Raw genomic sequence first — 24458 nt, 5'->3', positions numbered from 1 at the left:
CGATAGGCTCCCGGCATGGACACCCCGCTGCGGCTCGAGGTCATCATCGCCAGTGTGCGTCCCCAGCGGTTCGCGCCGGTGGTCGCGGACTGGTTCCTGCGCCGCGCCCGCGCCGACACGGATTTCGAGGTGGGCGTCATCGACCTCCTCGACACCCCGCTGCCGCTGAACCTCACGGATTCCCCGGAGGTGCAGGCGTTCCGGCAACGGATCGGGGCCGCGGACGCGTTCGTGGCCGTCACCTCCGAGTACAACCACGGCTACCCGGCCTCGCTGAAGACCGCCTTCGACAGCGTCAAGCGCGAATGGCGCGGCAAGCCCATCGGGTTCGTCAGCTATGGCGGCCTGTCGGGCGGGTTGCGCGCGGTCGAGCAGCTGCGGCAGGTGGTCGCCGAGATCCATATGGTCTCCATCCGCGAGACCGTGAGTTTCCATGAGGCCAAACGCAAGTTCGATGCCGAAGGCGAGACTCGGGACGGCGCGGCCATCGACGCCGCCGATCGCATGCTGCGCCAGCTCGCCTGGTGGGCGGCGGCGTTGCGCACCGCCCGCGCCGCGGATCCGTATCCGGGCAGCTAGCGCGCGAGCGCGACGGCGGCGCGGGGCTGTCCGATGTAGGTGGACTCGCGGGGGATGGAGACCAGGGTCAGGGGCACCTCGGTGGTTCCGGTACGCAGGACGATCCGGTTGCCTGCGGCGGCGGGCTGGCGGATGGACAGGTCGGGTCTGGTGCCGGGCCAGCCGAGCGGGTCTCCGGTCAGGTAGATGGTGGTGACGCCGGCGTGGGGCGCGGGGGCCAGGACGCCGTCCACCAGGGTCGCGGTGAAATCGGCGTCGGATTGGTGGGTTTCGACGGCGACGGTGAGGCGTTCGGGATTGCCGATGGTGGTGACCAGCTGCTGCCAGGCCTCGGGGCGGTCGGTGCGGATGAGGATGCGTTCGCCGACGGCCAGGGCGCGGAAGACGATCTGCTGGGCGAGATAGAGCTCCCCGGCCAGATGGACGCTCGAAATACCCTGCCCGACAAGTCGGATGGCGACGCCATTGCCGTCGTCGTCGGAGCCGAGCAGCTGGCCGCATCCGGCGGAGGGCAGCTGCAGGGCCCCGATGCCGGCGATATCGCGGATCTCGGTCGGCACGGTGTCGTCCAGGCCCGGTACGGCGAAGGGGAGATGCGCGAGCAGCCCTTCCCGGTGGCGGCCGTTCATGGAGATCATGTGCTGCTGCACCGGTTCCGCGGGCAGCTCCCGGGCGGTGAGCCGCCAGGCCGCGCCGATGCGCACCGTGTCGGCGCTGCGGCCCGGCCGCAGCCGCACGGCCACCGTGGTGCCGCGTGAGGCGGGCACCCACAGCTGGGCGAGCAGATCGGAGGCCAACTGCCGGGGATCCACGGCCGCACCGATGTTCACGCCGTTGCCGAGTTCGGCGTAGCGCCAGCGCTGGGTCAGCGCGCCCGGGTCGACGCCCGCGGTGACCTGCAGGGCGGCCTGCCGGATCTCGGGCGCGGTGAGCAGCCGGGCCGAGCAGCCGGCGTCCTCGAGGGTGCGCATGATGCGCTGGGTGGCGATGGTGACCGCCCGGCCCGCGCCGGTCAGCCCGCCGCCGCGCCGGGTTGCGGCCTCGGGGCAGGTGATCGGGTCGAAGGCGATGGCCAGCCATACCGTGCGGTGCGCGGTGGCGGGCAGCGGGCCGAGCAGGGTGTCGTAGATCGCGCCCGCGGGTGTGCCGGAGCGGCTGCGGAAGCCGTGCGAGACGATGTCGATGCCGGACAGCAGAATGTCGTGCCGGCTCAGGCTTTTCGCGAGTTCCGGCAGTGGCACCAGGTGGGTGGACTGCACGGTGCGGCGCCCGAGCCGGGTCAGTCCGCCCTTGGGTGCGAGCACCTCGACGACCGCCACCACGCGGCTGCCGTCCCGGTAGATCCCGAGCGAGCGCCCGTCGGGGGCGCGGAAATCGATGAGGTCGGCGGGCGGGTGGTCGCGCCGGGCGCGGAAGCGGCCGCCGGTGGCTATCCAGTCGGAAACGGTTCGTTTGCCAAGGGGTAACAGAAGAACCAGACCGACCACTATGCCGAGAGTGAGTGCGCCCCACCATGCCAGCCCGCACGGTATGCCGAGGACCAGAACGACCAGTCCGGCAACCTGGGCCCAGATCAGGTTCGCGAGGGAGATCCGGCCGAGCAAAGGCCGCGTCGCCGTCTCCCCGGATTCGATCATCATCGTCGGTCCCCCGGTTCCCCGATATCGGCCGCGCGCGCTGCCCGAGTGCGCTCGCGCGGCGGCCGAGTGCGAATGAATGTCCTTGTCAAGGTACTGTGTTCGGCGAACGCAACGACTTGCGGGGGACTTGAATGCCTTCGAAACCCACGACCCGATGGCAGGTGAGCGGCTATCGCTTCCTGGTCCGTCGCATGGAGCACGCCCTGGTTCGCCGGGACGTGCGAATGCTGCACGATCCCATGCGTTCACAGTCGCGGGCGTACGCTGCCGGACTCGTCCTCGCGTGCGTCGCGCTGGCGGGTTGCGGAGTGTTGGCTCTGCTGCGGCCGCAGGACCGGATCGGGTCCAACAAGATCCTCATCGGCAAGGACTCCGGCGCGGTCTACGTGGTGCTCGGCAATGTGGTGCATCCGGCGCTGAACCTGGCCTCGGCGCGGCTGGCCGCCGGCGACGCGGTCAAGCCCGCGACCGTGCGGGAGTCCGAGCTGGACGAGAAGCCGCGCGGGCAGCTGATCGGCATACCGGGAGCGCCGACCTCCTTGAACTTCACCGGCGGCGACGGTCGCAGCTGGGCGGTGTGCGACATGCTGTCCAATGACGGCAGCCGCTCTCTCACCACCTCGGTGCTGGCCGGCGATACGGGCCGGGCGGACAAGGCATCTCCCATGGCGTCCGGCACGGCGCTGCTGGTGCAGGGCCGGGACCACACCTACCTGATCTACGACGATCGGCGCGCCCGGATCGATCTGCACGATCGGGCCGTGGTCGATGCCCTCGATCTGCGCGGCCGGACCCCGCGCCCGATCAGCGACGGCCTGCTGAATGCGATTCCCGAAGTGCCGCCGCTGATTCCGCCGCGCATCGAGAATGCCGGCGCCGCACCGGATTACCCGCTCGGTGACCATCGGATCGGCGATGTGGTGCAGGTGCGGACCGACGGCAAGTACTACGTGGTGCTGCCCGACGGCCTGCAGCCGGTCTCGGCGCTGACCGCCGACATCATCCGGAATGCCCACCGCGCCAGCGCCGCCGACGACTACATCGCGCAGGCCGACCGCACCGGCGCGCCGGTCTCCTCTGCGCTGCAGGTGTCGAAATATCCGGACCGGGCCCCGGTCCTGGTGGACGGCAAGGATCAGCCCGTCGACTGCCTCTCGTGGAAACCGGTTGGTTCTGCCGATACGTCCGATGGCAGCAAGCATGCCGAGCTGGCGGTGCTCACCGGGCACGCGGTACCGATTCCCGACCGCGCCATGCTGGTTCCGCTGGCGCAGGCCGACGGCAGCGGCCCGAATGTGGACAGCTTCTATATGAATCCGGGCTCGGGGGCGTACGTGCAGTCCACCGGTATCGAGCCGGACAGCCGGCGCCACGACAGCCTGTTCTTCGTGTCCGACTATGGAGTACGGTTCGGGATCCAGAATCTGGATTCCGCCGCGGCACTGGGCATGGACCCGGAGCGGGTGCGGCCGGAACCGGTGCCGTGGCAGATTCTCGGCTTGCTCGCGCCCGGACCGACTCTCAGCCGGGAAGCGGCCATGGTCGCCCACGACGGGGTCGCGGCCGATCCGAATCCCGCCAGGGAACCGGTGAAAACGCCAGCGCCGAACGGGAACTGAGCTCAGGCGGCGGTCTCACAGTCTCACCGAGTCAGGCGTCGGTATCGCGCACGCCGAACCGGCGGCGCAGCGGGAACGAGGCCAGAAAGCCGAGCACCAGCAGCAGCGCGACGACGCCGGTGCCGATCAGGGCGACATTGCGCGGTGTGCGGTCGGGCGCGGGCGGCGGCGTGGGCAGGGCGAGCTGCCGATTCCGCGGACCGGCGGGACGCTTGGGCGGCACGGTGTTTCGCACCTGGGCGGTGAGCGCGGCCACAGGATCGACCGTGCCGTAACCGATGGCCGGATTCCAGCCCTCGCCCGGCGCGTGTGCGGTGGCCTCGATGCGCTCGATGACCTCGGCGGCGCGCATATCCGGGTAGCGGGCCCGCACCAGCGCGGCCACGCCCGAGACCTGCGGTGCGGCGAAACTCGTTCCGCTGTAGGGGACGACCTGGCCCTGATTGGTCACCTTGGCCGTGGTGAGCCCTGTGTCGCGGGGATCCAGCGAGACGATGTTCTCGCCCGGCGCGGCCACCCCCACCCACGGCCCGGGGACGGTGAACTTCGACGGCTGACCGAAGGCGTCCACCGAGCCGACCGACAGCACATAGGCGTCCCACCACGCCGGCACCACATACGACGTGACGTGATCCCACGGATCGTCGGCAGGGTGCAGGGGATCCAGGCCCGGATTGCTCGCCTTGCAGGTATCGGTATTGCCCGCCGAAGCCACGATGACCACGTCCTTCTCGACGGCCGCGTACTGCACCGCCGCGCCGAGCGCGCCCATTTCCGCGCTGGCGGGCTCGGTGGTCGGGCAGGCGACCAGGGAGATATTGATGACCCGCGCGCCCGCGTCGGCGGCTCGGCGCACCGCCGCGGCGAGCGCGGAGATCTTGCCGTAGCCGTCGGGCATATCGTCGGGGCCCTTCTCCCGGGCCGCGCCCTTGGTTTGGTACAGCGCGCTGGTCTGGCGGATGGTCATGATCCGCGCCTCGGGCGCGACCCCGGCGAAGCCCTGGCCGCCGACCTCGGAAGCGGCGATCAGGCCCGCGACGACGGTGCCGTGAGCGTCGCAGTCCTCGGTGCCGTCGCCACCCGCGGCCACATAGTCGCCGCCGGGAATCAGGCCTGGCAGCCGCGGGTGCGGGGACACCCCGGTATCGATGACTGCCACCAATTGCCCTGCGCCCCGCGAGAATTGCCACGCTTCGGGAAGGTCGAGGGTGCGCTGGGTGGGCGGTATGGTCGACCCGCCACCGCCCGCCTGGGTGCTGGAGCACGGCGAGTTCGCAGGGTGTTCGGTCTCGGTCGGCGGCCCGGCCGGACCGCCGGGAGGCAGCAGGCCCCCGTCGATGGGCGGCGGCCGGTCCGCGAACGCGACACCCGGTGCGGCTCCCGTTCCGGCTGCCGTACCGAGCGCCAGGACCGCTGCGGCTGCCGCGACCCGCAATCCCCGCAGGCCGCGAGACGCCGCGTGATCGCGGGAACCGTTGGCGCTCAGTGTTTTATCCGGCATGCCGTCGACGATCACAGTCCGCGTGCGAGGGCGTAGAGATCGGTCACCCAGAACACCAGCGGCATCACGGCTGCCACGAAACCGTACTCGAGCAGTTCCACCGCCCGCCGCGCGGGCGGGGGCGCCTGCCGGTGGGGCACGATGATGCCCAGGACCAGCGCCGCCGTGAAAAGCACCAGTGCCACACCGAAAATCGTGAGTGGCTGTCGCTGGGTGAGGGCCGCGCCGAGCAGCACCAGCAGGACGATGGTGGCGCCGCCCGCGATCAGGACCACGGCTTGTTCCGCGCCCGCATAGGTGCGGCTGCGGAACATCAGCACCACGGCGCACACCAGCGCGAGGGCCAGGCCCGGCCAGTACGGGGTGCCGGCGCTCGGATTCACGGCGGCGACCGCCCCGGCCACCACCACCGCGGTGGTCGCCGCGACCAATCCGGCCAGATAGTCGCGCGCCCGTTCGGATTTCGCGCGCAAGACCTCCATCGTGGGCATGGCGCGATGGTCGTCGGGGTCGTCCTCGGTGGGGTCGATCGGTGTGCCGGGTGCGGGGACGGGTGGCAGCGGCAATCTGGCCAGCAGCATGGAAAGCCTTGGGGCCAGGGATAATCCGGCCAGGCCCAGCGCCGCCGCTCCGGCGCCGATGGCGTGCACCGGCAGATCAGTCAGCAGGCCCACCAGCGTCGCGGGGATGGCGAAGAACGCCAACGCGGTCGCACCGATGAACAGACCCGGCCCCACGCCGCTCACCCGCCAGGCCAGCATCGCGGTGGCCCCGGCCAGGACCGCGCCCAATAACATGTTGGCCCAGCCGTAGTGGCTGGGCACGAACAGCAGGCCCGCGCTGAAGGCGGTGGGCAGTGCGCAGCCGCCCAGCACCAGTGCGCTCGCGCGGTCGCGGTACATGTGGCTGAGCACCGTGCTCGCGGTGACCAGCAGCAGAGTGACGACGGTGGCCACGATCGCGCTCACCCAGCCGGGAAAGGCGGCGGGCGCGGTCAGCAGGGCCAGACAGCCGGTCAGCATGATGGCCACCGCCAGCGCCGATCCGGTCAGCCGGGCCGTGCGCGGCGTCCAGCCGCGGACGTGGTCGGCGTCGGCGATGGCGACGTTGTCCATGATGTCGTCGAAAAGCGGTGTGGGCGCGATGTGTTCGGCGCTCTCCAGCATGAGCAGCTCCCCGTCGCGCACGCCCTGCTCGGCCAGGCTCAGGGAGTTGGAGAAGGGCGGCTGCCCGACACGGGCCAGCACCCACTCGTGCGCTTCGAACGCTTCGCCGTCGTGGTCGAAGTCGTTGACGCGATTGTGCTGATCGACCATGTCGACCACGCTCGGGATGACCAGTGCCACCGGCACATCGACGGGAATGGCCATGTCGGCCTGAGTGTGCTTGGCCAGAATGGTGACTCGCGCCAGATCGGGCGCGCGGACCGTGCCGCGAAGTTCCTCGAGGTGATCGGTCCGCGACTGCGCCACGCCCGCACTGTACGGCATGATGGTTGCCGTTCGTACACTGAGCCGCAATTCAATTCGAATTCGTGGGGGACTTTCCGCGATGAGCACCATACGGTTCCAGCGCCGGCCGCGCCGGGTGATGCCCCGCTCACCCGGCGGCGAGGTGACCCTGCAACCGCCGCCGGAGATTCCGCGGACGGTTCCGGCCAATCTCTTCACCAAGCTCATGCCGGTGGTGATGGGCGTGGGCATGCTCGGAATGGTCGCGCTCATGATCACCTCCGAGAGTGGTCCGGCCGGCAATCCGATGAGCCTGATGTTCCCGATGATGATGGTGTTCTCCATGGTCGGGATGTATGCGGGGCAGGGTGGCAAGGGGCAGAAGGCGGCCGAGGCCGACGAGGATCGCAAGGACTATCTGCGCTATCTGGACCAGGTCCGCCGGGATGTGGAGGAGACGGCCGCGCAGCAGCGAGCGGCCGTGGAGTGGAGTCATCCGGAGCCCGGGCTGATCTGGATGCTGGCGGGGACCACGCGGATGTGGGAGCGGCGGCCGGGGGACAGGGATTTCTGTCACGCCCGCATCGGGGTTGGTAGCCAAAGGCTTGCTACGAGACTGGTCGCCCCGGAAACTGGGCCCGTCGAGGAGCTCGAACCCATTGCCGCGGTCGCGCTGCGGCGCTTCGTGCGCACCCACTCCACCGTGCCCGATCTGCCCACCGCCCTCGCCGTCAAGGGCTTCGCCGCCGTCCAGCTCACCGGCGACCATGCCCAGGCTCGCGACATGTCGCGAGCCATGCTGTTGCAGCTGGCCATGTTCCAGGGCCCCGACCAGGTACTGATCGCCGTGGTCTGCGGACCGGACACCGTCCGCGAATGGGAATGGACGAAGTGGCTGCCCCACACCCAGCACCCCGAATCCGAGGACGGCGTCGGCAGCGGGCGCATGGTGTACGGCTCCATCCGTGAGGCGCACGCCGATCTGAATCCCCTGCTGCACAACCGGGTTCGGTACTCTCGCAATCAGCCGCCCGATCCGAACCTGACCCAGATCGTGCTGGTGGTGGACGGCGGACTGCTCGAAGCCGAGGAAGATCCCCTGCGGGAGCACGGTTTCGAGGGCGTGACGGTCATCGACCTGTGCGGGTACGCGCCGCGGCTGGCCGGCTCCCGGGGCATTCAAATGGTGGTCGAGAACGGCGAGTGCGCCGGACGCGGGGTCTCCGGAACGATGGAGCGCTTCGCCGTCGTCGACCGCATCACCGCCCGCGAGGCCGAGCAGGCCGCGCGCCGGCTCGCGCCGTATCGGGCCGCCGTCGCGCGCACCGCCGAGGCCACCGCTGAGGAGGGCGAGGTCCTCTCGAGCTGGTCGCAGCTGCTCGGCCTGGGCGATATCGGCGCCTTCACCCCCGAGACGGCGTGGAAGCCGCGCTACGGCCGGGAGCGGCTGCGGGTGCCCTTCGGTGTCGGGGCCGATGGGCTGCCAGTGGTGCTCGATATCAAGGAGGCGGCCGAGGGCGGCATGGGGCCGCACGGGCTGTGTATCGGCGCTACCGGGTCGGGTAAGTCGGAATTCCTGCGGACGCTGGTACTTTCGCTCATCGCCACGCACTCGCCGGATCAGCTGAACTTCGTGCTGGTGGACTTCAAGGGCGGCGCGACCTTCCTCGGGCTGGAGGGGGTGGCGCATGTCGCGGCCATCATCACCAATCTGGAGGAGGAGGCCGATCTGGTCGACCGGATGCGCGACGCGCTGGCCGGTGAGATGAACCGCCGCCAGGAACTGCTCCGCGCGGCGGGCAATTTCGCCAATGTCTCCGAGTACGAGAAGGCGCGGGCGGCGGGCGCGGATCTGGATCCCCTGCCCGCGCTGTTCGTGGTGCTCGACGAGTTCTCCGAATTGCTCTCGCAGCATCCGGATTTCGCGGAACTGTTCACCATGATCGGCCGCCTGGGCCGCTCGCTGCATGTGCATCTGCTGCTGGCTTCACAGCGGCTGGAGGAAGGGCGGCTCAAGGGGCTGGAAAGTCATCTGTCCTACCGCATCGGTCTGAAGACGTTCTCCGCCAATGAATCCCGGCAGGTGCTGGGCGTGCCGGATGCCTACAACCTGCCCAATAGTCCCGGCGGCGGCTACCTGAAATCCGATTCCGGGGAGATTCAGCGGTTCCGGTCCGCCTATGTCTCCGGACCCTGTGCCGGCGGCGGATCACGACGCGATGCCGCGGTGGCCACCCGGTCCGGCGACGTCGATGTGACCGCACGCCCGTTCACCGCGGGCCGCGTGGACTTCCGTGCCGCCGACCGGATTCCGCTGCCCGACCTGCCGGAACCGATGACCGCCCCCGCCGACGCGGATCAGATCTCCAACCTGCAGATGCTGGTGTCGCGGGTACGCGGGCACGGCCGTCCGGCCCACCCGATCTGGCTGCCGCCGCTCGGCGCGGCATCCACGCTGGATCAGCTGCTGCCGCGCTCGATCCTCACCGGGGACTGGAATCCCATTGCGGCCCTGCGCGCTCCGATCGGCATCGTCGACCGGCCCTACGATCAGCGCCGCGACCCCATGGTGGTGGACCTGTCCGGCTCGCGTGGCAATGCGGCGATCGTCGGCGGCCCGCAGTCGGGGAAGTCGACCGCGCTGCGCGCACTGGTCGTGGCGATGTCCTTGACACACACCGCCGAACAGGTGCAGTTCTACCTGCTGGACTTCGGTGGCGGCACCATGATCGGCCTGGAGGGGCTGCCGCACGTGGGTGCGGTCGCCAGCCGCATGGAGGAGGACCGAGTGCGGCGCACGGTGGCCGAGATGGTGGGTATCGTGCGCCGCCGCGAGGCCACCTTCCGGCGGCTCGGCGTGGAGTCCATGGCCGAGTTCCGGCGGTTGCGCGCCGACCCGGGGACTGATGATCGCGCAGCCGGCCAGGGAGCCGGTCCCACCGCCGCGGGCGTGCACGAGGATTCGTTCGGCGACGTGTTCCTGGTGATCGACGGGTACGGCGCGTTCCGGCAGGAGTTCGAACTGCTGGATCAGGCCGTCATGAACCTTGCGGTGCAGGGACTTTCGTACGGCGTGCACGTGGTGATGTCGCTGAACCGCTGGGCCGAGGCGCGGCCCGCGCTCAAGGATCAGGTCGGCACCCGCGTCGAACTGCGGCTCGGCGACCCCATGGACTCCGACCTGGGGCGCAAGTTCGCGGCGCTGGTGCCCATGGGCCGCCCGGGCCGCGGCATGACCGCCGACGGGCTGCACATGCTGACCGCGCTGCCGCGCGTGGACGGCGACCCGGATCCGGCGACGCTGGGAACCGGCGTAGCGCACGCTGTTTCGGGCATCGTCCGGTTCACCCCGGGACGCCGGGCACCGGCGGTGCGCATGCTGCCCGACCGGCTGCCGCGCGCGGAACTGCTGCGGCTGGCGGGGGACTGGCCCGCCGAGGTGGACAACAACCAGCCGTGCCTGCGCTTTCCGCTCGGCATCAATGAATCCGGGCTGGCCCCGGTGTATCTGGATCTGGCGACGAGCCAGCATTTCGTCGTCATCGGCGATTCCGAGTGCGGCAAGACCACCCTGCTCCGGGCGCTGGTGCAGTCCATCTGCGCGTCCAATACCACCGATCAGGCGCGCATCATCATGGGCGACTACCGCCGGACCATGCTCGGCACCGTGCCACAGGGCTATCTCGCCGGCTACGGCACCACCGCCCCGCAGTTCACCCGCAACATGGCCGACCTGGCCGCGTACGTCACCCAGCGCATGCCCGGCCCCGAGGTGACGCCGCAGCAGCTCAAGGACCGGTCCTGGTGGCGCGGCCCGGAACTCTACGTCGTCGTCGACGACTACGACCTGGTCGCCACTGCCGCCGGCAACCCGCTGCACGCCCTGGTCGACCACCTGGCCCACGCCCGCGACCTCGGCTTCCACCTGATCCTGGCCCGCCGCTCCGGCGGCGCCGGCCGTGCCATGTACGAGGCCACCCTCAACCGCCTCAAGGAACTCAACTCCGCATCCCTGACCATGAGCTGCAGCCGCGACGAGGGCACCCTCTTCGGCAACACCCGGCCCGCCCTCATGCCCCCGGGCCGCGGCACCTACGGCACCCGCGCAAGCGAGGATCTGATCCAAACCGCCTGGCTGCCCGCGGCGGATTTGTGACTGCGAGCTGCCCGGGACACCACCGGTGGCCCCTCGACCGCGGACGTCGTCGTTTGATAACTTGAATTGGTTACTCGTTGAACACGAGGTGGTTCCATCGCAATGGTCCGCGCAACGTGATAAACGTCGGCTGCGACAGTCCGGAAAACGCCGCACTGTTGATAGCGGGGGTCATCGACCGATTCGCTTCCGCTTGGAGGGAGCGGGGTTCGCCGCCGGATCCACACGCATTCCTCGCGGAGAGTGGCGGATATCGCCGAATTCTGCTGATCGAACTCATCAAGGTCGACCTCGACTACCGTTGGGTCCACTACAGATTTCCGAAACGGCTGGCCGACTACCAAGCCGAGTATCCCGAGCTCAATACCGCCCCGCTGCCACCCGATCTCGTTTACGAGGAGATTCACGCTCGCCGCAAAGGCGGCGACGCCCCGGATCCGGACGAGTACAGCGCACACCCCTCTTTTCAGGCGACTCGGCCGACGCCGAATCTCGCGGAACCCGAATACCACAGCACATTGATCGTGCAGCCAGGCATTCTCGACGCGCTCGAAGAATTCGAATCGGGCGGCCGAATCGACGATTTCGACTTGCTGATGAGATTGGGCAGCGGTGCTTTTGCCCGCGTTTTCCTGGCGAGGCAGCGGTCTTTGCAGCGGTTCGTGGCCGTGAAGATCTCACGCAATCACGGGAGGGAGCCGGAAACCCTGGCCCAGCTCGACCACGACTACATCGTCCGGGTATTCGATCAACGAATCCTCCACGACGGTGCCCTGAAACTCATGTACATGCAGTTCCTGCCGGGAGGCACGCTTCTCGACGTGCTGCGTCATATAGAGGCCACGCAGTCCGGGCGGCGGAGCGGTCGACTATTGCTGGAGGCAATCGACGGCACGCTATCGCGTCGGGGCATCGTCGAGCCGGCGGAATCCGCGCTCCGGCGTGAGATAGCCGAACTGAGTTGGCCGGACACCGTCGCATGGCTCGGGGTTCGACTGGCGAGCGCGATCGACTACGCACATCGCTGCGGCATTCTCCATCGCGACCTGAAGCCGGCGAACATACTGTTGACCGCCGAGGGCATCCCCAAGCTTGCGGACTTCAATATCAGCTTCAGCCGGCACATCGCGGGAGCCAGCCCCCTCGCCTACTTCGGCGGCTCGTTGGACTATATGTCCCCTGAGCAGCTGCGGGCATGTCATCCCGACATGTCGACGACTCCTGCCGACATCGACACCCGCAGCGATCTGTATTCGCTTGCGGTCGTGTTGTTCGAACTGCTGACCGGGCGTCGACCATGCAGTGACCCACCCGACGCCGGGCTTTCGACGACATCTCTGGAGCAGATGATCGCGGTTCGCAACCGTGCCATCACCGGCGAGGTCCTGGCGGCCATCCCCGCGGATTGCCCGGCCGTACTGCGCCACACGCTGCTGAGGTGCCTTGCACCGCAACCGGGCGATCGCTATCCCTCCGGAGCCGGACTCGCGCGTCAGCTCGAGCTCTGCCTCGATCCACGCGCCCGCGACCTGGTCGATCCGCCACCAGGGACGTGGCGCTCCAGGCTCGCCCCCTGGGTCCTGATCGCGCCTGTCGTGTTGTTCGTGGCCGGCGACGCGATGGGAATGCTGTACGACTTCTTCCACAACTCGCCGATTCTCAACAAGTACCTGTCATCGACGCAGTGGGACTACCTGCGAAACGTCGCCTGGATCATCATCCTGGCAATCATGCCGCTCGCGACCGGCCTGTATCTGTTCACATGCCGGTACGCGATCCGAGTTCCGCACGGGCTCCGCCGGGGCAGGCGGTACGACCGTGCGACCATCGTTCGCGCGAGAGTGGACCTGCTCCGGCTCGGCGACCGGGTCGCCCTCATGACGCTGGGCGGCTGGGTCCTCGGAGCCGTTGTCGCGACCGTCGCCGTCGCCGGGCTTTCGACACTGCGGCCATCATTGATCGCGCATCTGGTTTTCGCGAACATCCTCGGCGGGCTGGTGGCCGTGAGCTACACCTTCCTGTTCCTGACCTTCTACCTGGTCAGGTGTGTTTATCCGCCGCTGCTGCTGCACAGCGACATCACGGCCGCCGACGTGCGCCAGCTCCGCGCCCTGTCCCGTCGTTGCCCGAGCTACCTCGCCATCGTGTTTTCGATCCCGCTCCTGAGCGTCTTCTTCGGGTTGTCCTTTGTCGATTCGGCCGATGCGGTGGCTGTTATCAGTCCGACTCGGTGGTTGAGTGCGGGTGCGGTGCTCGGCTCATTGGGTTCGTATCTGCTCTTCCGCCGGTTGGAGGGCGACTTGTCTGCGCTCACCCGAGTGGTAGAACGCTTCTGGTTCGACAGTTCTGATCGCCATGTCAGCTCGTCGGCCCAAAGATCCTGAGGGACAAGACGTTCAGGTTTCAGAGCCCGGCGTGGCAATGCGTTCGGATGGCACACGGTGGAATCCGGCAGTCAGCCCGCCGCGCGGGCCGACTGCCCTGCCCACAACCCGGAAACCAAAGGCGGGTCAGAACAGGCCGGCCAGGGCGGTGTCCTTGGCCTGGAGTTCGGCGTTGCCGGTGCGGACCAGGGTGGCCGCGCCGTTGAGGGTGGTGTTGAGCTGGAGGACGTGCTGGTTCCACGTGCGCTGGAGGTCGGCGAACGCGTCGTTGGCGTCACCCTTCCAGTTGTTCTGGACGAACTCCTCCACGCTGCGGTGGAAGGCCTCGAGTTGGTCGCGGATGACCTCCGCGCGGCGGATGATCGAGTTCGCGCCGTCGGCGACGCCCTCGAAATGGGCGGAGATGATCCGGCCGTCTACTGCTGCCATGGTGAATTCCTTTGCCACTGGTCCGAATAGCGGGGGGAGATCGAATCGGCTAGACAGCCGGGAGGTCCAGGCTCGAGATCTGCGCGTTGACCTTGGATTCGTAATCCTTGTCGTGCTCTTCGTAGTTGGAGCCGACCTTGATCAGGGTCTCGGCGGTGTGTACCAGCTTGTCGTTGAGCTTGTCGGCCTGGAAGTAGTACCGCTGCATGAACGCATTGAAGGCGTCGGCCGCGCCGCCCCTCCAGTTCGCACCGGCGACCATGCCGTCCTCATCGCGTTTCAGATCGGCGATGGCATGCATCAGCATGTCGTGGGTCTGCTGGAACTCCTGGGCCTTGGCCTGGATGAGCTCATTGCTGGCTTCGAATGCACCGGCCACGGTGTCTCCTCTCGATTCGCGGGCGGACGACCTCTCAGTGCTATTGGACGTAGGTCATGACCCGCCGGTTCCACCCGGCTCAGCTCGCCACCGAACCGACTACCAGGTGCTGTTCGCCAGCAAGGCGTACTGGGCGGCCGCCCGCTGATGGGCGTCGGCGAGCTGATTCGACTCGACCGCACCCGTGTAGCGGCGGTAGCTGACCATGCACCGAAAGCGCTTGGCGCCACTGTTCTGGTTCTGGTCGCTGGTCTCCCCGCATTTCGCGTTCGGCACCCCGGCGGGCGCGTCCGCGACGGCGGAATAGCCGTGCGCGAGAATGGCCCCGGACAGACGCTCGGCGGCCTGCGCGTCCCGCGCGCGGAAGAGCATGCTGACGCCGTCGTAGGACGCACCGGAGGTGGTGAATAGGTCCATGCCGCTGTCGGCGACCAGCCGCCCCCAGAAGTCCTGGTCGCTCACCCGATTCAGGAATCCGCGCGGTTCGGCGACCGCCTGGTTGGCGAAGTCGGGTCCGAAATAGACCTGTGTGTCGAGGGTCCGCCGCAGCATTCCGTCCGCGTCGAAGGGCAGCCGCAGGACGCCCTCGCGGTCCAGAGGCGGCAGCGAATCCAGCAGTGGCAGTTGCGCGTCGTAGACCTTTTCGGCGAGGGCCGTCAGTTTCGACAGGTCCGGTTCCTCCACCCCGAGATAGGTGTCCACGACATAGCTGCCGTGCGCCAGGGTCGACCCGATGCTGGCCACGCCGGGACGCCAATGGCTGTGGGCGTCAGGGTATTTCGAGAGCGACACGTGCTGATTCACCTCGGCCGCCACCCCGAAATCGGCATTCTCCAAGTCCGCGGCGGCCTTCGATGCCGCCGCGGCATCGGGGAATTGCATCACCGTCACCGTGGTGAACGCGCTGTCGTCGGGGGTCTTGCCGTACTTGTCCGGCTGTTTCACGCTGTGCCCCACCGCGACACCGAACATCATCTTGGCGGCGTCGAGGATGGGTGCGGTGACCTTGGCCAGTACGGCGGTGGCGCCGTCCGAATCCTTGAAAGGCTGAACGCCGGTGCTGTACTTGAATTCCGGATCGACATCCGCGGCGTTGACCACGTGGTCGGCCAGTCGCTGCTCGGCCAGTTCGAAACCCTTGGCCATGTCGGGGAAGTACTCGTAGCGCAACTCCAGTGGATCGGTGGAGTACGTGCCGACATCCAGTGTGCGGACGTCGATTTCCCCGGGACGGGCGCCGCCCTGGACGGTCGTGCCGCACCCCGCCACCGCGGCTGCGATCAGCGTGAGCAGGGCGGTCACTCGAAGTTTGTGCGAGAGCATGGTTTCCGTTCCCCCTCAATGTTCCGCATTGACCAGCAGGGCGTACTGCGCCGAGATGCGCTGCTGGGCATCGAGGAGCTGGTTTGCCGAAACCTCGGCGGCGAAGCGACCGTGCCTGACGTAGCAGTAGTGGGAGATCGCTAACTTGTCGGGACCGGTGTACTTGCGGCACTGGGCATTCGGCAGGTTCACCGGAGATTCGGCCGGCCGGAAGGTGCGTGAGGTCTCGCTGCGCGCGGCGACGATCGCGTCGGCGCCCGCGGCGTCGCGGGCGCGGAAGACGGTGCCGCCGTTGAACGCCACCCGGTCGACACCCGCCTTGTCGAACAGTGCCGCGTTGTCGTCGCCGGGGAACAACTGCAGTCCGCCGTGCCGGTCGTAGACGCCGGGAATGCCGCGCTCGGATCGATCGTCGTACACGGTCGGCAGCGTGCGCCCGAGGACTCCGTCCATATCGACGGCCTGTTCGGTCAGCTGGTCCTGGGGAATGACCGGGAACTTGGCGAGGGCGGGCGGGATGGCGTCGAGGCCGAGCTGCGCCCGGGCAATGAGCTTGGCCGGATCGCTCACCCCGGTCTCGGCCATCACGTCATCCCAGACATAGGTGAAGAGGACGAATCTGCCGGTGGCATACCAGGATCGGACGGTGGCATTGAAGTTGTACTGGGTGTCGAGGTAGACGAACGCGTCCGGATACTTGTCGATCCGCAAGCGCTGGCTGCCCGGGACGGCATCGAAGTCGGTCTGGCCCAGGGCCCGAGCGGCAGCGCTCGCCGCGGCCTCGTCGGTGAACAGCAGCACGACGTTCGAGTGCTCGTAGGCCAGGGTTGCCTGTTTGTCGGAGTTGCCGGTGGTGACGAAGCCCGAGATGAACCCTGGGGCCGCGGCCTTCAGCGCATCGGCTTTGGCGTTGGTGCGCAGTGTCATGGCGCCCGAACCGAAATCGATGAACGGGCGGATGGCGCCGTTCACTGCGGCTGCCGGGTACCTGACCTGTGGATTCACCTCGGACGGCAGGGGAATGTAGTTGGCCAGCCGCTCGGCCTGCACGACGCGCGCCAGGTCGGGGTTGGCCGCCTTGTCGTAGTGCTTGGGCTGGGTGGGCAGATTGCCGGTGTCGAGCTTGCTCAGGTCGATCACCGGTTCGGCGGGCGTCGCCGGGGCCGCTTCGGTATCCGAGCCGCAGGCGGCTGTCACCACCGCCGATACCACCAGGGCGACGGCCACGGCCGCCCGTCTCACCGTGCGCATGCTTCCCCCTCCATCAGCAACAATCGGTACGAACTATCGGTCGTAACCGCTACTTGATTCTGTTGTGCAGCACCGGAACCAGTTTGTTGATCAGGGTCTGCGTGGAATCCGGGGTCCAGCCGCGCAGCGCGGCCACCGCGGCCGGATCATCGAGCGGGACGACAATGGCGCGCGAGCTGGTGATCTCGTTCGGCAGGCCGAGCAGCCCACCGCCACCGGCCTTTTCGTCGCTGCGCACCGCGATGATGTAGGAATCGTCGGGCACGGTCAGCGATCCGTAGCCATCGGAGGGGCGGGGAGAGGTTTCGTCGCCCTTGGGCTGGTACTCGTTGTTGTAGACGAAGCCGAGGCTCTCCAGGAACTTCGCCTGCGGGGTGCCGGCCAGGTAGATGCTGTATTTGGTGTTGAACTGCGCACCGGTCACGTCGACCATGGTGACGGTCTTGCCCGCCAAGGCGGGATTGTCCTTGCGCGCCTTGTCCACCGGGCTCAGATTGGGATCCACCGTGGTGGTTGCGGCGGGTCCGGCGCTGGAAGCCGTGGTGGCGGAGTTGGTCTCGCCGCCGGAGGCCACGATCGCGATGCCCACGGCCAGCGCGACCGCCACCACCGCCGCGCCGATCCCGATGTAGAGCCGGTTGCGGTTGCGCGGGGCCGGCCCCGTCTCGGTCGGCTCCGACGCGGAAAGCGGTATGCCGCCTGTGGTTTCGCCGCCGGATCGCAGCATGCTCGGCGGTGCGACCTGGATCGGATAGGTCGGTGAGGTGGTGGTCGACACCGGGTTGTAGCCGGGCACCAGGGCGGCCGTGGCGGCGTCGGTGAACTCGCGGCAGGAGTTGAAACGCTCGGCCGGGTTCTTCGCCATGACCCGCGCGAAGATCTCGTCCAGCGCCGCGGGCAGGCGCGGGTCGACGTCGGTGGCGCGCGGCGGCGGCTCGTGCAGATGACCCATCATGACCAGCGCCGGTTGCGTTGCGGGATAAGGGTTCCGGCCGGTCAGCAGCTTGAAGAAGGAGCAGCCGAGGCTGTAGATGTCGGCGCGGTGGTCCAGCGGCCGGCCCGACAGCTGTTCCGGCGGCGCGTAGGCGATGGTGGCCACGAAGCTGCCGGTCTGGGTGAGCTCGGTGGTGTCCTCGGTGGACTTGGCGACGCCGAAGTCGGCGAGCAGGGCGCGCTCGTCCTCGCCGTCGACGCTGGAGAGCAGGAAGTTGGCGGGCTTCACATCCCGGTGCAGCAGGCCGCGGCGGTGCGCGTAGTCCAGGCCGCGGCCGATCTGGGTGACGATGGACAGCGCGCGCAGCGGCGGCACCGCGGCCGGATCACGCTTGAGTTCGGCCGCGGCGTCGGTGCCCTCGACATACTGCATGGCGATCCACAGCCGGCCGTTCTCCTCGCCACGGTTGTGGACCGAGACGATATTCGGGTGGTCCATGCCCGCAACCACATTCGCCTCGCGTTCGAAGCGGCCGCGGAACTCCTCGTTTGTGGTCAGATCGGAGGAGAGCACCTTGAGCGCGTCCATGCGTGGTAGTTCGGGATGTTTGGCCAGGTAAACCGTGCCCATGCCGCCGGACCCGAGTACGCGGACGATCCGATACCCGCCGACGATGGTGCCTGGACTCATCACAACGCCGCCTCCCCGAGACTTCAGCGGGCGGCTGAGAGCCGTGGGCCGTACTGCACCCGTGCCGGCGGCCCGGTGCCGAACCGATTTTGGACGTACCCGGGGAGTTACCCCAATCGGTACGAGATCAGTGGCCACTTTGGCATACGAAAACTCCTCAGTCGAATGGACCGAGGGATGGGGCGGCTCTGTGGTCCGGGGCCGGGACGTAACCTGGGTGCTGTGTTGAACAATCCCTGCCGTGTGCTCCTCGGGGGTCGGTTCCCTTGATGGATCGGCAGGTCGAGGTGGTCGCGGGCAGCCATGTGGTGAGCCGGGTGGCGGGTGCGGTCATCCTGGTGGCGCATCGGGAGCCGGGGGCGCTCACGCCCGGATCGCGGGCCGTGGTGGCGGCGCGGGCGCTGGGCGAGCTGGTCGCGGACGCGACGGATCAGGCACCGGACGGGCCGGGCCGGTTGGTCGCGCGGCAGGCCACCCGCTGGCTGATGAAGGAGGCCGAGCGCATTTCGCCCGGCGCGCCCATCGAATTCGGCATCCTGACCGCCGCCGACACCGGTGGCCTGGCGATCTTCCTGCACGGATCGGTGACGGCGCTGCTGGCCGGGTCCGCGGTCGAGTACTACCGCGGCAGTGATGCCGCCTTCACCGTGGACCGGGTGGCCGAACGGCCCGCGCGGGCCGCCGCCCTGTTCATCGACGGGAACCGGCCGCCGGAGCTACCCGGGCGCGGAATCGGTTCGCTCATCGAGGGACTCGCGCCGGCGGCGGGCGCGGTGGTGTGGTTCGAGGGCGAGCCGGTGGTGTCGCGACGACCCGGGCGCCCGGCCGGGGCGCGGCAGCGGGCCGTGGAACCGCCGCCGCCGACCGCGGCGTTCGACGCGGAGCGGGATCCGCAGCCGGAAGCGATTCCCCTGGACCCCAACCTGATTCCGACCCGCACCTCCGATCGCATTCCGGCGAGCCTGGACCCGGAGCCCGGACCCGCCCAGGATGATCCGGATACCGAGGGCATCGACCTGCACCGCGCGCCGACCGAGATGGGCGGCGCCCGGGAGGCGAACGGCACCAACCCCGCGCCCAAACCCGACCCGGACCTGCAGCGCCGCCTGGAGGCCACCGCCAAGGCCACCGCGCTCACCGTGAAGGTGCTCGGATTCAAGTGCGCACGTGCGCATCCCAGCGATCCGCGGGCGGCTTTCTGCACCGTGTGCGGCATGCCCGTGGATCAGACCCAGCAGCCCGCCGAGGTGATCCGGCCGCCGCTGGGCATGCTGGTACTCGACGACGGCATGACCTACATGGTGGCCGCCGACGCCGTGGTCGGGCGCGACCCCGAGCACTCCGATCCGGTGCGAGCGGGCCTGCTGCCCTTGCGCATCGACGACAACTCCGGCGGCATGTCCCGCGTCCACGCCGAGATCCGCCTGGTGAACTGGGACATCGCCATCGTCGACCACGGCTCCACCAACGGCACCCGGGTCCGCCCACAGGGCTACCGGGATTGGATTCGGCTGCAACCGAATCAGCCCTTCACCCTGGCCGCCGGCACCGAAATCATGCTCGGCAACCGGGTCCTCCGCCTCGAGCCGGTAGCGCCTCCGCCCTTCGGGTAATCGTTCTTGCTTCTTCGTATCCCAGCGTGACAACTGATTTCGCATCGTCCGGGTAACTCACCGGGTACGCCCAGAATCGGTTCGGCTCTCAACCGCCGGCACGGGTGCACGACTGTTCACGGCACCCGGCCGTCCGCTGAAGGCGCGGAGAGGCGGAACTGCGAGGCGGCTATGTGTAGCGCGAGTAGCAGGTGTCCTGGGTGCCGAGGACACCGGCGCGGAAGGCGTCGACTCGGGAGAATCCGCTGGGGACGGTCCTGCCGTCGGTGTCGCTGGCGGCCAGGCCGTCGGAGAGCAGGCCGGAGACCGCCTCGTCGAGATCGCCCGCCGACAGCGAGATGTCGCCCTGGGACTTGCTTCGGTTGGGGCCGGCCAGCTTTCCGGAGATCACGCCCGACAGGCAGGCCGCGCGCAGGCCGGTCTTCGCCCCCTTCAGCGGCAGTCCCGCGGCATGCTGCACGGCCAGGGTGTAGCGCGAGATGAAGACGATGTAGGCGGTGAAATCGCCGGTCACATCGGCGGGCAGGGCGTCCTGATCGTCGGCGTTGGAGACGCCGCGATCGTGCAGCGCGGGCACGTCGGTGCCGATCAGGTTGGTGGCGGGGCAGTAGGTGACCGGGACGGTGTCGGCGCCGTTGCGGCAGTTCAGTTTGGCCGAGTCGTAGCTGTACCCGGGCTCGTCCCGGATCGGCATGATGGCGGCCATGGCCTTGGCCAGCTCCTGGAGGTTGGCCTTGTTCACGTCGGACTGGCCGTGGCCGGAGTCGTTGCCGAGGGTCTGCGGCAGATCGCCGCGGCGGCGGTCGATCTCGTTCTGGTCGATGGCCTTGCAGCCCTTGGGCCCGTCGGTGAAACCGATCTGCACCGCGGTCACCCGCTCGAACGCCGAACCGTGCACGTTCTGCGGATCGTCCGGGTCCGCGTCGCGGAAGGCGACGGTGGCGGCCAGCACCGCGTTCAACCCGTCGGAGGTGTTGATGGTGAAGTGCTTGGCCTTCCCCTCGGCCACATTCCGGATGAACGCCCCCGCGAAGCAGTCCGCCTGCTGCTCCTTGACGATGGTCGGGGTGCGGCGGCCGACGAGCTTGGCCATCTCCTGGATGGCGTGCCCGTACTCGTGGGCCAGCACCATCACCACCGACATCTTCCCGAACTCGTCGGCCACCGCGGGCAGCAGCACCCCGCGATCCCAGCCGACGGATCCGTCCAGGCGGCAGTAGGCGGCATTGACGAGCCGGTAGCTGGACTCCCCGCAGAACTGCCCGGCCTGCGAGCGCGGCGTCTTGGCACTCCACGAGATGAACTTGCCGATCGGGCTGAAGACGCCGCCGAACTCCAGCGGGAACTCGCCCTGCCAATAGGTCTGGATATCGTCGAGCGCGTTGAGAACCAGGTGGTCGACCTGGCCGCCGTCGGAATCCTGCGCGGTCAGCGTCGAATCCGGGGCGCCCGCGCGCGGACCGCTGGGGCCGCTGGTGGTGGGCAGACCGGCCACCTTGAACGGGTCGTCGTAGATGGAAACCGCGCGACCGTGAACAGTTCGTGTACATCCGGACAAGAGCGCGACCGCGAGCACCAGTACCCCCGCCACCACGACCACGCGGCGAATCCCCCCGGACCGGCGCGTGCGCACCGCCTCCCCCTGGCGTCTCGCCACGTGCACTCCCTCGCAGGCTGATTCGATCTCTGTCCCGTTATCGGGCCTGCGGCCGATGAGCGCAACGCCGGACTCCGGGGGCTTCGCTTATTATCCAGCCATGTCTTCACCGGGGGCGCAGCAGATCACCGTGCGTCATGAAGGAACCGAACGGGTCTTCGACGCGACCCAGCAGATCACCATGGGCAGGGCGCCGGAGGTGATGCTGTTCGTCGACAGCCCGCTGGTGTCCCGGGTGCACGCGACCCTCAGCTACGAGGCCGGGTCGTGGATGCTCAGCGACAATGGCAGCACCAACGGCGTCTTCGTGGACGCCCGCCGCCTGACCACGCCACTGGTCATCAACCGGCCCACCCAGGTGCGGCTCGGCGATGCCATCACCGGGCCGCTGCTGCACCTGCTGCCGCAGACCAGCCGCGGCGGTGGCACGCCGCCGCAACAGCAGCGTCCGGGCATGATGCCGCCGCCGAACCGGCCGCCGTCGCGGCCGATGCCGCAGGCGGGTCAGCCGCAGCAGGCCCAGCAGCCGCCGGTACAGCCCTTCGCGCAGCGCCCGCCGGTGCAGCAGCGGCCCAATCCGCAGCAGGCCTGGCCCAACCCGGCCCAGGCCAACCCGAACCTCGCGCAGCGGCCGCCGGTGAACCGGCCCGCGTCCGGGCCGCAGCATCAACTGCCGCACCCGGTACCGCACCAGCAGCCGAATCCCCTGCAGCAGCGGCAGACTCCGCCTCCCGGCACCTCGGCGACGCCGAATGTGCCGCGCCCGCCGGTGAATACGCCGCCCCCGGCCGCCGCTGACAACATCAATATGACCACCAAGGCGGACACCTCCTTGCTGCCGCCGATCCGCGCCCGCGCCTCCACCGCGGCCATCGCGCGCGCCGACCGGATTCCGCGCGACGGCCTCAACATCGGCCGCACCAGCGACAACCAGATCGTGGTCAACGACCCGATGGCCTCGCGCCGGCACGCCCGCCTGGTGCCGGACCGGCAGGGCCTGGCCATCGAGGACCTGGGCTCGGCCAACGGCACCTTCGTCAACGGCCGCCGCGAGCAGCGGGCGCTGCTGCGTGAACGCGACATCGTCACCATCGGTAACGTCGACTTCGTCGTGCAGGAGGGCACGCTGGTCCATCGCCAGCGGCCGGTCGCCGAGCAGGGCCTGCACGTGCACGGCGTCTCGTTCACCGTCGAGGGCAACAAGCAGCTGCTCATCGACGTGAACATGCAGGCCGGGCGCGGCTCCCTGACCGCGCTGATCGGCCCCTCCGGCGCGGGCAAGTCGACCCTGTCGAAACTCATTGCGGGAACGACGCATCCGTCCGCGGGCGTGGTCACCTTCGAGGGCCGCAACCTGCACGCCGAGTACGAGGCGCTGCGCTCTCGTATCGGCATGGTGCCGCAGGACGACGTGCTGCACCGGCAGCTGACGGTCAAGCAGGCGCTCAACTTCGCCGCCCAGCTGCGCCTGCCCCCGGACACCAGCAAGGCCGACCGCCAGCAGGTGATCGCCGATGTGCTGAAGGAACTTTCGCTCACCCAGCACGCCGACACCCGCGTGGACCGGCTCTCCGGCGGTCAGCGCAAACGCGCCTCGGTGGCCATGGAGCTGCTCACCGGTCCCTCGCTGCTGATCCTGGACGAGCCCACCTCGGGCCTGGACCCCGCGCTGGACCGCCAGGTCATGACCATGCTGCGGGAACTGGCCGATGCCGGGCGCACCGTCATCGTGGTCACCCACTCGGTGGCCTGCCTGGACATGTGCGATCAGGTGCTGCTGCTCGCGCCGGGCGGTAAGACCGCCTTCTGCGGGCACCCGGGCAGCGTCGGCCACGTCATGGGCACCAGCGACTGGGCCGAGATCTTCGGCCGCGTCGCCACCGATCCGGACGGGGCCTTCGCGAATTTCCGCTCCCGCCAAGCGTTCGCGGAGCCGCCCGCGCCGGTCAAACCGGTGGAACGGGCGAAGGCGCCGAAATCCAGTCCGCTCAAACAGTTCTCCACGCTGTCGCGGCGGCAGCTGCGGCTCATCTTCGCCGACCGCGGCTATCTGGCGTTCCTCGCGATCCTGCCGTTCGTGCTGGGCGGCCTGTCGCTGGTCGTGCAGGGCAAGAGCGGATTCGAGTCCGTCGGCTTCGTGCAGGCGCCCGACGGCAGTTTCGTGCGCGCCAACAATGGCGAGGCCCAGCAGCTGCTGGTGGTGCTCATCCTCGGCGCCTGCTTCATGGGCGCCACGCTCACGGTGCGTGACCTGGTCGGCGAGCGGGCCATCTACTACCGGGAGCGTGCGGTCGGATTGCGTTCCGGCGCATACCTGATGTCGAAGGTCGTGGTCTTCAGCCTTGCGGCACTGCTGCAGTCGGCTGTGATGATCGGCATCGTGCTGGCGGTGAAGAAGCCGCCGAGCAAGGGCGCGGTGATTCCCTACGGCCCGGCCGAGCTGTATCTCGATGTCGCCCTCACCGCGGTGACCTGTGTGGTGCTGGGTCTGGCGCTGTCCGCGCTGGCCAAGTCCAACGAGCAGGTGATGCCGCTGCTGGTGGTGATCATCATGGCGCAGCTGGTGATGGCGGGCGGCATGATCCCGGTGACGGGCCGCGTTGTGCTGGACCAGCTTTCCTGGCTGTTCCCCTCGCGCTGGGGCTACTCCGCGGGAGCGTCCACGGTCGATCTGCCCAATCTGTCGGCCTCGGCGGCGGCGCAGCAGGACCACTTCTGGAAGCACACCGTCGGCGCGTGGGCACTGGATGTCTCCGTGCTCGCCGTGATCGCCGTGCTGCTCGCCCTGTTCACCTGGTCGCGCCTGCGCTTGAAGAAGTCGGCTGCGTGATCGGCCATTCGCGCAGGCGGGG

General features: G+C 68.7%; 15 protein-coding genes. 6 read left to right on the top strand and 9 right to left on the bottom strand.

Annotated elements, in window-relative coordinates; all coding sequences use genetic code 11:
• Positions 1-15: 15 nt before the first annotated feature.
• Complete coding sequence (locus ABZV44_RS01015; RefSeq protein ID WP_354830369.1) at positions 16-579, top strand: NAD(P)H-dependent oxidoreductase; 564 nt, start codon at positions 16-18, stop codon at positions 577-579.
• Here the strand turns inward: ABZV44_RS01015 and eccE are convergent.
• The gene (gene eccE, locus ABZV44_RS01010; RefSeq protein ID WP_354831595.1) at positions 576-2216 is read right to left on the bottom strand and encodes a type VII secretion protein EccE; all 1641 of its coding nucleotides are present in this window, start codon (positions 2214-2216) and stop codon (positions 576-578) included. The genes ABZV44_RS01015 and eccE overlap by 4 nt on opposite strands.
• Before the next feature lie 134 nt (positions 2217-2350).
• Between eccE and eccB the strand changes: the two genes are divergently transcribed.
• Positions 2351-3838, top strand: coding sequence for a type VII secretion protein EccB (gene eccB / locus ABZV44_RS01005; protein ID WP_354830367.1), 1488 nt, complete (start codon positions 2351-2353; stop codon positions 3836-3838).
• Positions 3839-3869: 31 nt separating this feature from the next.
• Here eccB and mycP read toward each other — a convergent pair whose 3' ends face one another.
• Complete coding sequence (gene mycP, locus ABZV44_RS01000; RefSeq protein ID WP_354830365.1) at positions 3870-5339, bottom strand: type VII secretion-associated serine protease mycosin; 1470 nt, start codon at positions 5337-5339, stop codon at positions 3870-3872.
• 11 nt (positions 5340-5350) lie between these two features.
• On the bottom strand, positions 5351-6811 hold the full coding sequence (gene eccD, locus ABZV44_RS00995; protein WP_354830364.1) for a type VII secretion integral membrane protein EccD: 1461 nt from the start codon (positions 6809-6811) through the stop codon (positions 5351-5353).
• A gap of 79 nt (positions 6812-6890) precedes the next feature.
• Here eccD and eccCa point away from each other — a divergent pair, with 79 nt between their 5' ends.
• Positions 6891-10946 (top strand): type VII secretion protein EccCa, encoded by a 4056-nt coding sequence (gene eccCa / locus ABZV44_RS00990; protein ID WP_354830363.1) that lies wholly within the window; start codon positions 6891-6893, stop codon positions 10944-10946.
• 77 nt (positions 10947-11023) lie between these two features.
• Positions 11024-13330, top strand: a complete 2307-nt coding sequence (locus tag ABZV44_RS00985) for a serine/threonine-protein kinase (RefSeq protein ID WP_354830362.1) — start codon at positions 11024-11026, stop codon at positions 13328-13330.
• Between the two features lie 126 nt (positions 13331-13456).
• On the opposite strand, the gene ABZV44_RS00980 is transcribed toward ABZV44_RS00985, so the two are convergent.
• The 5 genes from ABZV44_RS00980 to ABZV44_RS00960 form a co-directional block, all read right to left on the bottom strand.
• On the bottom strand, positions 13457-13759 hold the full coding sequence (locus ABZV44_RS00980; protein WP_354830360.1) for a WXG100 family type VII secretion target: 303 nt from the start codon (positions 13757-13759) through the stop codon (positions 13457-13459).
• Positions 13760-13808: 49 nt separating this feature from the next.
• A complete protein-coding gene (locus tag ABZV44_RS00975; protein WP_354830358.1) occupies positions 13809-14138 on the bottom strand; it encodes a WXG100 family type VII secretion target in 330 nt (109 codons plus the stop codon).
• A 99-nt stretch (positions 14139-14237) separates the two neighbouring features.
• The gene (locus tag ABZV44_RS00970; RefSeq protein ID WP_354830357.1) at positions 14238-15440 is read right to left on the bottom strand and encodes a hypothetical protein; all 1203 of its coding nucleotides are present in this window, start codon (positions 15438-15440) and stop codon (positions 14238-14240) included.
• Positions 15441-15476: 36 nt separating this feature from the next.
• Positions 15477-16712 carry a hypothetical protein gene (locus ABZV44_RS00965; RefSeq protein WP_354830355.1) on the bottom strand — a complete coding sequence of 412 codons (1236 nt, stop codon included), beginning with the start codon at positions 16710-16712 and terminating at the stop codon, positions 15477-15479.
• 49 nt (positions 16713-16761) lie between these two features.
• A complete protein-coding gene (locus ABZV44_RS00960) occupies positions 16762-18336 on the bottom strand; it encodes a serine/threonine-protein kinase (protein ID WP_354830353.1) in 1575 nt (524 codons plus the stop codon).
• A gap of 269 nt (positions 18337-18605) precedes the next feature.
• Here ABZV44_RS00960 and ABZV44_RS00955 point away from each other — a divergent pair, with 269 nt between their 5' ends.
• Entirely contained in the window at positions 18606-19949 is a 1344-nt protein-coding gene (locus tag ABZV44_RS00955; protein WP_354830352.1) for an FHA domain-containing protein, read from the top strand.
• A 169-nt stretch (positions 19950-20118) separates the two neighbouring features.
• Here the strand turns inward: ABZV44_RS00955 and ABZV44_RS00950 are convergent, their stop codons facing one another.
• Complete coding sequence (locus tag ABZV44_RS00950) at positions 20119-21558, bottom strand: metallopeptidase (protein WP_354831593.1); 1440 nt, start codon at positions 21556-21558, stop codon at positions 20119-20121.
• Between the two features lie 148 nt (positions 21559-21706).
• Between ABZV44_RS00950 and ABZV44_RS00945 the strand changes: the two genes are divergently transcribed.
• Positions 21707-24436, top strand: a complete 2730-nt coding sequence (locus ABZV44_RS00945; protein WP_354830351.1) for an ATP-binding cassette domain-containing protein — start codon at positions 21707-21709, stop codon at positions 24434-24436.
• Positions 24437-24458 lie beyond the last annotated feature (22 nt).

Source organism: Nocardia sp. NPDC004860 (genome assembly GCF_040609015.1).
Classification (GTDB): domain Bacteria; phylum Actinomycetota; class Actinomycetes; order Mycobacteriales; family Mycobacteriaceae; genus Nocardia.
The sequence above is the reverse complement of the archived record's forward strand: the minus strand, read 5'-3'. Positions and strand labels throughout refer to the sequence as shown.

Excerpts from the sequence above, each read along its gene's own strand:
- ABZV44_RS00960 (WP_354830353.1), bottom strand. The coding sequence starts at position 18,336 with ATGAGTCCAGGCACCATCGTCGGCGGGTATCGGATCGTCCGCGTACTC.
- ABZV44_RS00955 (WP_354830352.1), top strand. The coding sequence starts at position 18,606 with ATGGATCGGCAGGTCGAGGTGGTCGCGGGCAGCCATGTGGTGAGCCGG.
- ABZV44_RS00965 (WP_354830355.1), bottom strand. The coding sequence starts at position 16,712 with ATGCGCACGGTGAGACGGGCGGCCGTGGCCGTCGCCCTGGTGGTATCG.
- eccB (WP_354830367.1), top strand. The coding sequence starts at position 2,351 with ATGCCTTCGAAACCCACGACCCGATGGCAGGTGAGCGGCTATCGCTTC.
- eccE (WP_354831595.1), bottom strand. The coding sequence starts at position 2,216 with ATGATCGAATCCGGGGAGACGGCGACGCGGCCTTTGCTCGGCCGGATC.
- ABZV44_RS00980 (WP_354830360.1), bottom strand. The coding sequence starts at position 13,759 with ATGGCAGCAGTAGACGGCCGGATCATCTCCGCCCATTTCGAGGGCGTC.
- mycP (WP_354830365.1), bottom strand. The coding sequence starts at position 5,339 with ATGCCGGATAAAACACTGAGCGCCAACGGTTCCCGCGATCACGCGGCG.
- ABZV44_RS00945 (WP_354830351.1), top strand. The coding sequence starts at position 21,707 with ATGTCTTCACCGGGGGCGCAGCAGATCACCGTGCGTCATGAAGGAACC.
- ABZV44_RS01015 (WP_354830369.1), top strand. The coding sequence starts at position 16 with ATGGACACCCCGCTGCGGCTCGAGGTCATCATCGCCAGTGTGCGTCCC.
- eccCa (WP_354830363.1), top strand. The coding sequence starts at position 6,891 with ATGAGCACCATACGGTTCCAGCGCCGGCCGCGCCGGGTGATGCCCCGC.